Below are 15,311 nucleotides of genomic sequence, written 5' to 3' on the forward strand. Positions count from 1 at the left end.
TCTGCTCCTCAATTAAAAGGTCAATAGAATTAATTTTCTATGACCTTTCTATAACAAAATATTCCACTCTCTTTTACGCCCATTTTTATTTTTTGATCTGATTTTTTTATATATTTATAAATTAATTAATTCACGTTCACTTTCTGATATCTAATACATATATAAATACGAGAATCTCATCATTATTTATTACGGTGAGTTTAAAAATGATAAAATTTAAAAGTGGACTAACACCTCAACTTTCTTCTATTACAAAGAAAGTTGCTTGGTTTAATATCTTTATTCAATTAGCATTTCCCATCTCGGCAACGCTCCCTGCCAACGTTTTCGCAAAAGAGAATGTCCAAGAAAAACAAACTATTAATTTGGTACAAAAAAGAAACATTTATCAGGTTCAAAAAGATGACACGCCTGAATCTATTGCGAAAAAATTTAATATAAAATTATTTAGGCTTATTGAAGCGAATCCTGATTATGTCTCTTTAGTCGGTAAATTAAAAATAAAAGAAGGTATTACGCTTAATATACCTAATAAGCCTTTATCGACAAAAAAATGGCTAAATAACCATCAAGACACGTCTATTCCAACCACAAACGTGCAAGAGCTTGCACAAATTATTGTTACTAACTCATCTTTGTTAAATAAAGATACTGACGCAACACAATATGCAATAAGCCAAATATCAAGCAAAGCTAATCAACAAATAGAACAATGGTTAAATCAATTTGGTCATGCCCAAGTTTCACTTTCAACAGATAAAAAATTCACCTTAGAAGGAAGCTCTGCGGATCTTCTTATCCCACTCTATGATAGTGAAAAGAATTTAGTTTTTTCTCAAACCAGTTATCACCGTAAAGACTCTCGAAGTCAGTTAAATCAAGGTATTGGTTATCGGTATTTTACTGACAAATTTATGGTGGGTTTTAATGCTTTTTATGACTACGATTTAAGCCGATATCACAGCCGTTTGGGTGTGGGTGCTGAAGTATGGCGAGACTATTTTAAGTTAAGTGCCAATCACTACCATCGTCTATCTAACTGGAGAACTTCTGACGATGTTATGGATTATAATGAGCGCCCTGCTAATGGTTGGGATATCCGAACAGAAGGTTACTTACCGGCTTATCCACAATTAGGCGCAAAGCTTATTTTTGAACAATATTACGGAAAAGAAGTCGGTTTATTTGGCAAAGATAATCGCCAAGAAAATCCTCACGCTTATACGGCTGGACTCACTTATACGCCAGTGCCTTTAATTACCTTCGGTGCTGAACGTCGCTTTGGTTTAAATGATAATAGTGATGATAAGTTTGATGTAAATATCCAATATCGCCTTGGAGAATCCCTCTCTTCACAACTTAATCCAGATAATGTCCGTGCAACACGTTTAATGTCAGGAAATCGCTATGATTTCGTAAATAGGAACAATGATATTGTTCTTGAATACAAAAAGAAAACCTTAGTATTCCTGTCTATCACACCGACAATTAATGGCTACGCAAAAGAAGAAAAAGATTTAGGTGTGCAAATTCGCTCTAAATATCCCGTTAAACAGATTGAATGGTCTGCGAGTCGCTTAATCGCCAATGGTGGTAAGATCCAACATAATAATAATCTTAGCTACTCAATTATTCTTCCTCGCCATATTGCAGGTTCATCTGAAAAAAATAGCTACACAGTAAGCGCCGTTGCAATTGATGAACAAGGTAATCGTTCTGATCCAGTACAGAGTAAAATCACTGTTGATCAGTCTGCAATTAATACACAAAATAGTCAATTTACGCCAAAAACAACACAACTACCTGCCGACAATCATTCTGCACAAAATTTGACTTTATCAATTCTTGATAATGATAAGCTTCCAGTTGATATCGATGTAAAAGAACTTTCATTAGATGTTCAATCTGATGATCCCGCAGGCAATAGTCGGGTTTCAAGTTTCAGTCGAATTGATACAGGAAAATATCAAGTCACAATCACCGCTGGAAGTACTCCTGAGATCGTGACATTAACGCCAAAATTTAGAGATAACTCTTTTAATCAAGCTCAAGTGACTTTTGTTGCTGATACACATTCCGCCATTATTGCTAAAGGTGGATTAACTGTAATTAAAAATCACGTACCAGCCGATGGTAAAAGCCAAAATAAAATTCAAGTTATCGTAACAGACATTAATGCTAATAGAATTCCTAACTATCCCGTGTCTTTTACTGCTGATAATGGTGCAACGATTATTAACCAAGCGAACACAGACGCTGAAGGTAAAATTATTGTTCCAATCACTAATATGCATATTGGTAAAAGCATTATAAATGTCAGTGTTAAAGATATTACCTATTCGACTAATGTTGATTTTATTGCCGATATTAACTCAGCAAGAATAAATACATTCACCATTAATCCAAACAACTCGTTTGCTAACGGGACAGACGAAAAATTAATTGCTCTAAATATCATTGATAAAAACGACAACCCTGTCCCTAATGCCAAAATTCAATTATCTGCTGATAATCAAGCGCTACTCAAAAAAACTGAGTTACTGACGGATAATCAAGGTAATGCATCAACGACGATGACCAGCAAAATATCAGGCATAGTCACTGTAATCGCGCAGGTCAATAATATTTCAACACAGAAGACAACGCAGTTTATTGCCGACCTATCCAACGGTAAAATTATTTCCGTAACACCATCAGCACCACCTTATATTGCTGATGGTAAAACAGCCGTAACATTTACCGCTGTCGTTGAAGATAAGAATCATAACATTTTACCGAATGCGAAAATCATTTGGTCTACTAATCGTGATCAACATATTGTTTCTATTAATGAAGTTTCAACAACAAATAACCAAGGTATTGCTCAAACGACAGTGACTAGTACTCAAGCCTTTGATGTTATTGTCACGGCTAGACTCAGCAATGAATCATTAGATGCGCTACCCATTACTTTTATAGCCAATAATCAACAAGGTTTAATCTCTTTAACCACCAATAAGACAGAATTAATTGCAGACAATAAAGAGCAAGCAATACTCACCGCAGTGGTAAAAGATAAATTTGGTAATAAATTACCTAACGTCACCGTTGAATGGCAATCTAGTGCCTCAACCACACTCGATAAACAAAAGAGTGTGACTGATAATCAAGGACAGACAACCAATCAAATTCGAACCCAAAAAGCAGGTGTGACAGAAATTAGTGCCACTCTTTCAAATAAAGAAAAAGCACAAGTTACATTAACCGCTATTGCCGATCCAAATAGCGCCAATATTGTCTTAACCACTGTAAATAACAAAACAGAAGCGGTTGCAGACAATAACGATACGATTACCTTAATGGCGCATATTACAGATGCTGAAAATAATCCATTAATAAAACAATCTGTATTCTGGAATTCAACCCATAATGTGTTGAGTGAGAATATGGTAAAAACTGATGATAATGGTGATGTACAAGTTGTGATAAAAGGGACGGAAGCACACCCAACAACTGTTACGGCAACATTGGAAAACAACAAAAGTACTACACAAGACCTTAATTTTATTGCTGGCCAAGTTAATGCATCACAAAGTACATTTTCGATTGATCCTCAATCTATCGTGGCAAATGGCAATTCCTTCGCAACAGGGACAATTACTCTAAAAGATAAATTTGGTAATCCTGTTCCAAGACAAGATAAATTTATTGTATTTTCTGGTGATAACACCACCATCAAATTTAGCGCAATCAAAGAAATCGATACTGGCGTTTATCAGACTACGATTAACGGTAGGCAAGAAGGTATTAGTCTTATTAGCGCCCAATATGCCAATGCAAGTAACCGTTTTAATTTAACTCAACCTCTTGGTTTTATTGCTGATAAACAAAATGCCATGATCAATGCGGTTAATGTTATCGCCCCTTTTGATGTCACCGCTAATGGTACTGATAAAGTCATCATTCGTGCAAAAATTGTTGATAAACAAGGCAATCCAAGCATGGAAGGTATTGCTGTGGGTTGGTTAACCTCACTAGGCAAACTTTCGTTACCTATCAGCAAAACAGATAAAAATGGGATTGCAGAAATTACCTTAAGTAGTACACAAGCGGGCGCAGCACAAGTTACAGCGATGCTCGATAGTCAACAATCCCTTGATGCTGACCATCTGATTAACTTTAACACTGATGTGGTTTCTGCTGATAAATCTCAATTATCACTTATCCCTAATACCATTATTTCTGAAATAGGTCGTTCTCAAATTACGTTAACGCTAAAAGATAAATACGATAATTTATTAACAGGACTAGAGAACCAAATCAACGTTAACTACACTGCTGATTTAACCACAACCACAACAGCATTTAATGAAATCTCAACGGGGGTTTATCAAGCACAAGTTAGTGCGTTGAAAGCAGGTCAAACAACAATCAGCACCAAAATAAATTCAGTGGCACTTAAACAAACTGCACAATTGACGGTTCTACCTAATAACCAGACAGCCAAAGTTGATAAATTTGTGATAAGTAACACACAACCTCATGCAGGTGACACCATCACTTATCACGCTTATATTAGCGATAAAAATGATAATCCCGTTAATAGTGGTGTTAGCGTAACATGGACAACCGATAAAGAGAGTTTACTTGCTAAACCGCTGACATTTACAGATAGCAAAGGTATTGCTGACGTTGAATTAACACGTAATCCAGCTGGTATCGCTAAAGTTAATGCAGTATTAATTTCAGGTAGTTACCCTTCCCCTGATATAAACTTTGTTGCTGATGATGTTGATGAAAATAGTTCAGAAATCAACTTAATTCCCGCAACAATCATCGCCAATGGTACAGATAAAGCATTACTCACTTTAACGATTAAAGATAAAGGCGGCAATATTCTGCCAGACCAGCAAGTTGAGGGAATATCTAATAATCCAACCATTCACTTTAGCCCTGCTAAACAGACTTCTTCGGGCCATTATGAAATTGAAGCTACAGGCACGAAATCAGGTACGGCACAATTAAGTGTTAAAGTTAATGGCGTTGATTTCAAAAAACAAAAAACCTTACAACTGCGTGCAGATGCAACAACCTGGCAAATAAAATCTGTCAATGTCGATAGAGCAAGCATGATTGCTGGCGATAAAGGCGTTAATTATCAAGCAACCATTGTCGATGCCAATGACAATATACTGCCTAACGTTATTGTGTCTTGGAAGTTACAAGGTTTAGCTAATGACTATGACTTTAGTACCTATACAGATACAAATGGTATCGCTAGAACAAAAGTCACTAGTACCGCTGCGGGTATCTTAAAAATGAGTGCTTATCTTGATTTAAATAATCATAAGCCAATTCAAGATGTCACTGTAAACCCTGCCGATATCGATGCCAATAAATCAACTTTTAGTAGCAATCGTCAATCAATAGGGGGAGATAATAAAGATAGCGCTCTACTCACTGTAAATTTACTAGATAAATACGGTAATACTATTGATGGCAAAAAAGTTTCGATAAAAACAACCAATGGTAAGCCTAATCTTAGTGATAACCCACTAAATTCATTAGGAAATGGTAAATATCAAACCAATCTTACTTCTAATGTTAAAATAGATATTATTTTAACGGCTGAAGCGGAAGGATTAACCATTGCAAAACCACTGACTATTAAAGTAACCATCCCTAAACCAGATATTGTTTTCGACAAACAAATCCAGCGAGAGACCTACGCTTCAGCACCTATCAGCGCACTAGGTTATAAAGGATTACCAAATAATATTAATGTGATGTGGTCTAGTTCCGATCCAACCATTGCCTCTATTGATACGGCGACCGGTAATATTTCGATGAAAAAAGCAGGTACTGCTGTTATCACTCTACAAACATCAGGTAATGATCAATATCAACCGGCTCAAAGTAGTTATCCTTTGGTGATTGAGAAAGCGGATGTCGGATTAGTCGCCAAAGAATCTCAATTAAGCTCAATTTGGAATGATAATATTACACAACAAGTGATGCTTTTATATACCAATAAAGATGCCACAAACAACCCACCACCTAAACAATTTGTCAATTACAAACAAGCTATAATAGCAGTCGATGAACAAGGAAAAATTACACCAATAAAACCAGGTGATACAAAGATTACCGTATTATCTCAAGCAACAGAACAATTTAAGTCATCAAGTACAGTCATTAATTACACACAAGATAAAGGCACAATAAATTATCAGTTTAAAAATTCAGATGAAACATTAATTGTTGATGCATTGTCTAGTGGCGTATTGGCTGCTCAGGTACCTACTCCTCTACTGCCTATTGGTACTAATGCTATTTGGAGTAGTAGTAATCCAAAAGCTGTAGAAGTGACTCCGAAAGGTGCGATCACCCACTTAGGTATCGGAAAAGCCACACTCACATTATCAATTAAAGATGATGTTTATTATCATGATAACCATAATAGTTATAATATTACGGTAAAACCTGCACCTTATGTTACGATTGACTCACTAAAATTTAAGTCTGCCGGTAGAGAGACGATTGCTTCAAATACTAACAATTTATCTTGGCAACCTGTTTACATCTCAGATAATGAAATTACTGTTAATTGGAGTTCATCAGAAACACCTCACGCTATTAACTTTGAGCTGTATGATGAAAAAAATAATTTGATTCAATTAGAGGAAAGACAAAATTATAGCCCTAAAAACAATATATCTACTCCTGTTATTTTCTCTCCAGGTGAATCTTATATTAATAAGCCACAAAATTTGAAATTAAAAGTGATCACATTTGATTCAAATAATAAATCTTATCCTAAAGAATATAACATTGCGGTTAAATCTATTTCTGCACAAACGGCTGCAAATTTATTTTTAATTCATCTTAATTCTCAATTTTTATATACAGATAGTGGCAGTTCAACATCATCTTGCCAAGATGCGATGGGAACAAGCGCGATACACTTTACGGTAATACCTAGAGTTGAATTTAAGGGTGATACTAAAAATTTACTTTATCCAATCAAGTTAACTGCGAAAATAGATAGTATAACGTTAAATTCATCGAATCTATCACATGGAGTAATTAATCAAAACGTAGTTTATCCAGATGATTTTACCTTGAATAAAACATCGTTGAATAATTATGAATTTAAGGCAACATCATCACAATATGCTATTGATAAAGAATGTAAGATTACAGACTCAGGTTATGGTATATTTAAACTGACTATAGATGTATATGGAAATAAACAAGAAGTAACCAATGATTTTAACTGGAATGGCTTTAGTGGCGCCCATTAATAAACAAATAAATTAGACTCAAGCCACATTATTTTTAATAATAATGTGGTTTTTTTTCCATGAAATTTTCTTTTTTGAATAGTAATAGAAAAAATCCCGAATACAAGTTTCCTTATATTCGGGATCATTATTACGACAACAAATAAACTTAAGCTTTATTTATCGTTTCATGCATTTCTTGAACTGAAATAACACTCGCCGTCGGCTCCGCCGTTAATGACAGTGTTGTTGCAAATCCACCATTTAACGTCGTGTCATAATGGACTTTATATCTCAATGCACTGCGACGAATAATTTTAGAATCTTCAATGGCTTGACGACCAGATGTGGTATTAACAATATAGTCGTATTCACCATTTTTAATTCTATCTTCAATATGTGGTCGACCTTCATGAACTTTATTGACTAAGCGTGGATTTATTCCCGCTTCACCTAATACAATGGCTGTACCATGTGTAGCATCTAATTCAAATCCACTTTTTAGCAATTTCGTCGCCAAATCAACAACACGCTTTTTATCACCTTCGCGCACAGAAAGAAGTGCTCTACCTTTTTTCTTCATGGTAGAGCTGCTACCTAACATCGCTTTAGCAAAGGCTTGAGCAAAGGTTGTTCCAACGCCCATCACTTCGCCTGTTGAACGCATTTCAGGTCCTAAAATAGGATCAACACCCGCAAACTTATTGAAAGGTAAAACCACTTCTTTTACAGAATAATAAGGGGGGATAACTTCTTTTGTTACCCCCTGCTCTTCAAGGCTTTGACCAATCATGACACGCGCGGCGACTTTCGCTAATGGTACGCCAGTGGCTTTTGACACAAAAGGTACGGTACGAGCGGCACGAGGATTGACTTCAATAAGATAAACATCATCACCTTTCACCGCGAATTGTACATTCATCAATCCTTTTACACCTAATTCAAAAGCAAGCTCACGGACTTGTTTACGCATCACATCTTGAATTTCTTTGCTTAAGGTATAAGCAGGCAAGGAGCAAGCCGAGTCACCAGAGTGAACACCCGCTTGTTCGATATGCTCCATAATGCCACCAATCACGACTTGTTTACCGTCACAAATCGCATCAATATCGACTTCAATCGCATCATCAAGGAAACGGTCTAATAAGACAGGTGCATCATTTGACACACTGACTGCAGTTTGGAAATAGCGACGTAAATCAACTTCGTCATAAACAATTTCCATTGCGCGTCCACCAAGTACATAAGAAGGACGAACCACCAGCGGATACCCAATCAATTGTGCTTTTTCTACCGCTTCTTCTAACGCGGTTACAGTGGCATTTTCAGGCTGTTTAAGCCCTAATTTATCAACCGCTTTTTGGAAACGTTCACGATCTTCTGCTTTATCAATCGCATCTGGTGTTGTCCCAATCACTGGTACACCTTCTGATTCTAACGCTCGGGCTAATTTTAATGGTGTCTGCCCACCATATTGCACGATCACCCCTTTCGGTTTTTCGATACGTACAATTTCAAGCACATCTTCTAACGTAACAGGTTCAAAATAGAGTCTGTCAGAGGTGTCATAATCCGTTGAAACCGTTTCAGGGTTACAGTTCACCATGATGGTTTCATAACCGTCTTCACGCAACGCAAGAGCCGCATGAACACAGCAATAATCAAATTCAATCCCTTGCCCTATACGATTTGGCCCACCACCTAAGATCATCACTTTAGGTTTATCTTGATGTGGATTTGCCTCGCACTCTTCTTCATAAGTCGAGTACATATAAGCCGTATCAGTAGCAAATTCTGCCGCACAAGTATCAACGCGTTTATAGACAGGATGGAGTTGATATTGCTCACGTAATTGGCGAATGGCGTGCTCTTTTACGTTAAGTATTTTAGCTAAGCGTGCATCAGCAAAGCCTTTACGTTTTAACTGACGCAAGAAATCAGCGCTTAACCCTTTTATACCGACTTCACTAACTTTTTCTTCAAGACGCACGATTTCTTCAATTTGAACTAAAAACCAGCGATCAATATTGGTGAGATTAAATACACCATCAACGGATAGTCCTGCGCGGAAAGCATCTGCGATATACCAAATTCTGTCTGAACCAGCTTCTTTTAGCTCACGGCGAATTTTCGTTAATGCTTCAGGGTCGTCTAAATCGACTTTAGGATCAAAACCTGTCGCCCCAACTTCGAGGCCTCGTAATGCTTTTTGCAAGGACTCTTGTTGTGTTCTACCAATTGCCATCACTTCGCCAACAGATTTCATTTGTGTTGTTAATCTGTCATTTGTTCCTGCAAATTTTTCAAAGTTAAAGCGAGGGATTTTTGTCACAACATAATCAATGGATGGTTCGAAAGAGGCTGGTGTTCTCCCACCAGTAATATCATTCATCAGCTCATCAAGGGTATAACCTACCGCTAATTTTGCAGCAACCTTTGCAATTGGGAAACCTGTTGCTTTAGAGGCAAGCGCAGATGAACGCGAAACACGAGGATTCATTTCGATGACAATCAAGCGTCCTGTTTTTGGATCAACGGCAAACTGAACGTTAGAACCGCCAGTTTCAACACCTATCTCACGTAATACCGCCATCGAGGCATTACGCATAATTTGATATTCTTTGTCGGTAAGAGTTTGTGCTGGCGCGACAGTAATGGAATCCCCCGTATGAATTCCCATTGCATCAAAGTTTTCGATAGAGCAGACGATAATGCAGTTGTCGTTTTTATCACGCACAACTTCCATTTCATACTCTTTCCAACCAATGAGTGATTCATCAATTAACAATTCATTAGTCGGCGATAGATCTAAACCTCGGATACAGATTTCTTCAAATTCTTCACGATTATAGGCAATACCGCCACCTGTTCCCCCCATCGTGAATGAAGGGCGAATAATACAAGGGAAACCAACTTGTTCAGCAACAGCAAAAGCTTCATCGAGGTTATGTGCAATACCTGAACGCGCAGTATCTAAACCGATTTTTTTCATCGCTTTATCAAAGCGTTGTCTATCTTCTGCTTTATCAATTGCATCAGCTGTTGCACCAATCATGGTGACACCAAACTCAGCTAAAACACCTTGGCGCTCTAATTCTAAAGCGCAGTTCAGTGCTGTTTGCCCGCCCATTGTTGGTAATACCGCATCAGGGCGCTCTTTTTCAATAATTTTTCTCACAACTTGCCAGTGAATAGGCTCGATGTACGTTGCATCGGCCATTTCAGGATCGGTCATAATGGTTGCAGGATTTGAATTTACCAAAACAACTCGATACCCCTCTTCACGTAGGGCTTTACATGCTTGAGCGCCTGAATAATCAAATTCACACGCTTGCCCGATAACAATCGGCCCAGCACCTAAAATCAGGATTGTTTTTATATCTGTTCTTTTAGCCATTTTCTTTCGCTCCTGATTTATTTTGTTGTCACTGATTGCAGGTTTTGACGATATTGCGCGATAAGCTCGATAAAGTGATCAAAAAGAGGTGCGGCATCATGTGGCCCCGGGCTAGCTTCTGGGTGGCCTTGGAAACTGAATGCTGGTTTGTCTGTACGATGAATACCTTGTAAAGAACCATCAAACAGAGATTTATGTGTCACACGTAAATTGGCTGGAAGTGATGTTTCATCAACAGCAAACCCATGATTTTGCGCTGTGATCATCACAGTATTTTTATCTAGATCTTTGACAGGATGATTACCACCATGGTGACCAAATTTCATTTTGATGGTTTTAGCACCGCTAGCTAATGCGAGTAATTGATGCCCTAAGCAAATACCAAATACTGGAATATCAGTGGTTAAAAAAGTTTGAATGGCATTAATAGCATAATCACAGGGCTCTGGATCCCCGGGGCCATTGGAAAGAAAAATACCATCAGGAGAAAGGGCTAAAACATCTTGCGCTGGCGTTTGTGCTGGTACAATGGTGACTCGACACCCTCTATCTACCAGCATACGTAAAATATTACGTTTCACACCGAAATCATACGCCACAATATGCAGTGGCAATTCAGTCGCTAATTTAGCTGCTGGTAATTCATTTTCTAACGTCCAACTTCCTTGAGTCCATTGGTAAGGCTGTTTGACAGTTACTGTTTTGGCTAAATCCATTCCCTTTAAGCCAGGAAAGGCCTTGGATTTTTCAAGAGCAAGTTTGGTATCAAGATGTTCACCTGCGATGATACAACCGTTTTGCGCGCCTTTTTCTCTCAACAAACGAGTTAACTTACGTGTATCAATGTCCGCAATAGCGACGATATTTTGGCGTTTAAGATAATCAGATAACGTTTCTTGCGCACGATAGTTGCTCATCACTAATGGCAAGTCGCGAATAATTAAGCCTTGAGCATGGATGGTTTCTGATTCTTCGTCTGAACGATTAACGCCGGTGTTGCCAATGTGGGGATAAGTGAGAGTAACAATTTGTTGGGAGTAAGAAGGGTCGGTTAGTATTTCTTGATAACCGGTCATTGAAGTATTAAAAACGACTTCACCGATAGCGGCGCCTTCTGCGCCAATCGACTTACCGTGGAATTCGGTCCCATCTTCTAGAACCAGTATAGCTTTTCTAATCAAAACGCCCTCCAGAGAATAATAAATCACATTTCATGCATATTAATTCAGATTTAAGACTCTAAATCAATGCCAAAAACATAAAATTGGGCAAATTTTTGGCAAATTGGGCGCATTCTAAAGATCGAATAGGCAGATGTCTAGAAAAAACACCTTTTTAATTTAAAAAATATCATTCATTAGCAATTTAGTTAACCAAGTGACAATTTATATAATCAATCTTACAAATTTAACCGTTTGCTTACCAAGATAACTTAAAAACCAAAGAAAAAAGGCTAAAAATAAGGATTTGATGCTTTTTGGTAGGTTAAAACGAATAAAAAATAGAGATAACAAATAAAAATAAGATAAATAATCAAAAAACACCATGAATAAAATAAAAAACTCATAAATATAAAAATAATTATGAGTTTTCAATGAATTATATTTCTTATAAATTACAAATCTTCCAATGAAAGCACATCTTTCATATTATAAAGACCAGGTTTTTTATCACTTAACCAAATAGATGCCTTAATAGCGCCATTTGCAAATGTCATTCGACTAGAAGCCTTATGGCTTATCTCTACTCGCTCACCGATATCAGCAAAAATGGCAGTATGTTCTCCCACAATATCGCCTGCACGAATAGTAGCGAATCCGATACTTTGAGGATCACGCTCTCCTGTGTGCCCTACTCGCTCATAAACTGCGCACTGTTTAAGATCACGACCTAACGCATCTGCAATAGACTCTCCCATTGCCAATGCAGTACCTGATGGCGCATCAACTTTATGACGATGGTGAGCTTCTACGATTTCAATATCAGCGTAAGATCCCATCACTTTAGCTGCTTTTTCAAGTAATTTAAGCACTAAATTAACACCAACACTAAAGTTAGCGGCAAACACGATCGGGATGATTTTCGCTGCATCATCTATGGCTTTTTTACCTTCATCATCAAAGCCCGTTGTACCAATGATCATGCCTTTTTTCTGCTCTACACAAAATGCAATATGAGAAAGTGTTCCTTCAGGACGTGTAAAATCAATTAATACATCAAATTCACCCGCTTGAGCCAATAAATTATCTGTGATTGTGATACCGATATGCCCGATACCCGCTAATTCTCCGGCATCAGCGCCAATCAATGAAGAATTAGTACGCTCAAAAGCAGCACCTAAAACAGTTCCTTCTTGTTGAGAAATTGCCTGAATTAATTGGCGCCCCATGCGACCACCAGCACCAACGACAGCAAGACGAAGTTCTTTTGCAGACATAACTAAATTTCTCCTTAACGATACTTATTATTTCTATTTATTGTTTACAGATTAACGATGTCACTCACTTGATGCCAGCATTTAACGTTCGAGATAAGAAAAACACACAAAACCGTAGTTATTATCAGTAAAAGAGATGAACAGCATGATTATTCATTTAACTTTAGGTATAAAAAAAGCAGAGATTTAAACTCTGCTTTTAAAAATCACGCTTTCTAGATTGTCTTATTCGATAACTTTATAATCTAAACGAAGCTCTTTAGGGACTTCAAAAACGATATTTTCTTCACGCCCTGATAATTCGATCACTTCATCAGCACCAAAGGTTTTTAAACGTTCTAATACTTGTTGAACTAAAATATCTGGCGCTGAAGCCCCTGCGGTAACGCCAACAATATTTGCATTAGCAACCCATGACTCATCAATATCTTCAAAGCTATCGATAAGATAAGAAGGCTTACCTGCTCGCTGTGCAAGCTCCGCTAAACGATTAGAGTTCGATGAGTTTTTAGAGCCAACTACAAATACAACATCTGCTTTTTCTGCAAGTTCTCTTGCAGCTTCTTGGCGATTGGTTGTTGCATAGCAGATATCATCTTTACGAGGCCCAATAATTTTTGGGAAGCGTGCATTTAAAGCATCAATCACTTCAGATGTATCATCAACAGAAAGCGTTGTTTGAGTCATAAAGCAAAGATTATCTTCATCTTTTACTTCTAATTTCCAAACATCAGCAGGTGACTCAACTAAATACATTCCCCCTTCAGGGTTATTGTATTGCCCCATTGTGCCTTCAACTTCAGGATGTCCCGCATGGCCTATTAAAATCGCTTCTTTGCCTTTACGACTTGCTCTTGCCACTTCCATATGAACTTTAGTGACTAATGGACATGTTGCATCATAAAGCATGGTTAAATTACGTGAACGAGCTTCTTGGCGAATAGCTTGAGAAACACCATGAGCAGAAAAAATTAAAATCGCGTTATCAGGAACTTCTGAAATTTCTTCAATAAAGATAGCGCCACGTTCACGTAAATCGTTAACGACATAACGGTTATGAACGACTTCATGACGAACATAAATAGGTGCACCATAGATTTCCAGAGCACGGTCAACAATGCTGATAGCTCGGTCAACACCCGCACAAAAACCTCGTGGGTTAGCCAGCAGTATTTGCATGTGTTGTTTCCTCCTCAGGATTGATGCCGACGACTTCAATATCAAATGTCACCTCTTCTGACGCTAACGGATGATTAAAATCAACCGTCACAGAATCCTCAGTGACATCTCTAACAATGCCCGGCATTTCACTGCCATTCATTGCTGTAAATAACATGATAGTGCCTGCTTCTGGGACACCAGACTCTGCAAAGTCAGAAGGCATAAAGTATTGGATCAAGTCAGGATTGTATTTACCAAAAAGATGTTCACCCGCAAGCGTAAAGATTTTTTTATCTCCCGTTGATAATCCCAATAATTCAGCTTCTAAGGCTGGCGATAAACTTTCATCACCTAAACGAAAAAGAGCGGGTTTACCATGCGCTTGTGTAGATTCAGCAACAGAGCCATCTGCTAACTTTAAAGTGAAATTCAGCAACACTGCGCTGTCGTTGAGTACCTGCATAACCATACTAATACCTTCTATTAAGCGTAACCCCCGCCATAAGGCAGGGGTTATTTTAGTTAACTTCTTGTCTGATTACTTTTGCTTTTTTGCATCTTGAGGACTGACATTTTTATCAGGGAAAAAGCTCTCAATAATAATAAGCCCTGCACCGATACAAATCCCCATATCAGCAATATTAAAGGTAGGCCAGTGCCAATCTCCGATATAAATATCAAGGAAATCGATAACAAACCCATGGATCAGACGATCAGAGAGATTACCCAATGCTCCGCCAATAATTAGCGCATAAGCAACGTTACTTAGTTTGGCACTCGCTTTGTTTTTATACATCATTACCAATAACGTAATGCAGATTGCCAATGCAATCAGTGCAAAAAACCAACGTTGCCATCCCCCTTTATCTGCTAAAAAGCTAAAGGCAGCACCATAGTTATGGGCGTAAGTGAAATTGAAAAAAGGCATCACAGCAACAGATTCATACAGACGAAATGTCTGCATGAAATACTGTTTCGTTCCTAAATCCAACACCACTACGGCGACGGCCAGCCATAGCCAGCGTAAACCTGTAGAGCAAAGTGTTTTCTTCAT

Annotated in this window: 7 protein-coding genes; 1 reads left to right on the forward strand and 6 read right to left on the reverse strand. The window is 37.8% G+C overall.

The window, feature by feature from the left end:
- Window positions 1-206: 206 nt before the first annotated feature.
- Window positions 207-7,283, forward strand: a complete 7,077-nt coding sequence (locus C0T34_RS07635; RefSeq protein ID WP_109849962.1) for an Ig-like domain-containing protein — start codon at window positions 207-209, stop codon at window positions 7,281-7,283.
- 148 nt (window positions 7,284-7,431) lie between these two features.
- Here C0T34_RS07635 and carB read toward each other — a convergent pair whose 3' ends face one another.
- The 6 genes from carB to lspA form a co-directional block, all read right to left on the reverse strand.
- Complete coding sequence (gene carB, locus C0T34_RS07640; protein ID WP_098941150.1) at window positions 7,432-10,659, reverse strand: carbamoyl-phosphate synthase large subunit; 3,228 nt, start codon at window positions 10,657-10,659, stop codon at window positions 7,432-7,434.
- A gap of 17 nt (window positions 10,660-10,676) precedes the next feature.
- Window positions 10,677-11,840, reverse strand: coding sequence for a glutamine-hydrolyzing carbamoyl-phosphate synthase small subunit (carA, locus tag C0T34_RS07645; protein WP_098941151.1), 1,164 nt, complete (start codon window positions 11,838-11,840; stop codon window positions 10,677-10,679).
- A 434-nt stretch (window positions 11,841-12,274) separates the two neighbouring features.
- Window positions 12,275-13,096 (reverse strand): 4-hydroxy-tetrahydrodipicolinate reductase, encoded by an 822-nt coding sequence (dapB, locus tag C0T34_RS07650; protein ID WP_109849963.1) that lies wholly within the window; start codon window positions 13,094-13,096, stop codon window positions 12,275-12,277.
- A gap of 225 nt (window positions 13,097-13,321) precedes the next feature.
- On the reverse strand, window positions 13,322-14,275 hold the full coding sequence (gene ispH, locus C0T34_RS07655; RefSeq protein ID WP_098941153.1) for a 4-hydroxy-3-methylbut-2-enyl diphosphate reductase: 954 nt from the start codon (window positions 14,273-14,275) through the stop codon (window positions 13,322-13,324).
- Complete coding sequence (fkpB, locus tag C0T34_RS07660) at window positions 14,256-14,726, reverse strand: FKBP-type peptidyl-prolyl cis-trans isomerase (protein ID WP_098941154.1); 471 nt, start codon at window positions 14,724-14,726, stop codon at window positions 14,256-14,258. The genes ispH and fkpB overlap by 20 nt, the downstream gene beginning before the upstream one ends.
- A 69-nt stretch (window positions 14,727-14,795) precedes the next feature.
- Window positions 14,796-15,311, reverse strand: coding sequence for a signal peptidase II (lspA, locus tag C0T34_RS07665; RefSeq protein WP_098941155.1), 516 nt, complete (start codon window positions 15,309-15,311; stop codon window positions 14,796-14,798).

Source organism: Proteus sp. CA142267 (assembly GCF_003336825.1).
GTDB lineage: Bacteria > Pseudomonadota > Gammaproteobacteria > Enterobacterales > Enterobacteriaceae > Proteus > Proteus terrae.

What these genes read in the sequence shown, in the direction of transcription:
- C0T34_RS07635 (WP_109849962.1), top strand. Translation starts at nt 207, where the DNA reads ATGATAAAATTTAAAAGTGGACTAACACCTCAACTTTCTTCTATTACA.
- carB (WP_098941150.1), bottom strand. Translation starts at nt 10,659, where the DNA reads ATGGCTAAAAGAACAGATATAAAAACAATCCTGATTTTAGGTGCTGGG.
- dapB (WP_109849963.1), bottom strand. Translation starts at nt 13,096, where the DNA reads ATGTCTGCAAAAGAACTTCGTCTTGCTGTCGTTGGTGCTGGTGGTCGC.
- ispH (WP_098941153.1), bottom strand. Translation starts at nt 14,275, where the DNA reads ATGCAAATACTGCTGGCTAACCCACGAGGTTTTTGTGCGGGTGTTGAC.
- fkpB (WP_098941154.1), bottom strand. Translation starts at nt 14,726, where the DNA reads ATGGTTATGCAGGTACTCAACGACAGCGCAGTGTTGCTGAATTTCACT.
- lspA (WP_098941155.1), bottom strand. Translation starts at nt 15,311, where the DNA reads ATGAAGAAAACACTTTGCTCTACAGGTTTACGCTGGCTATGGCTGGCC.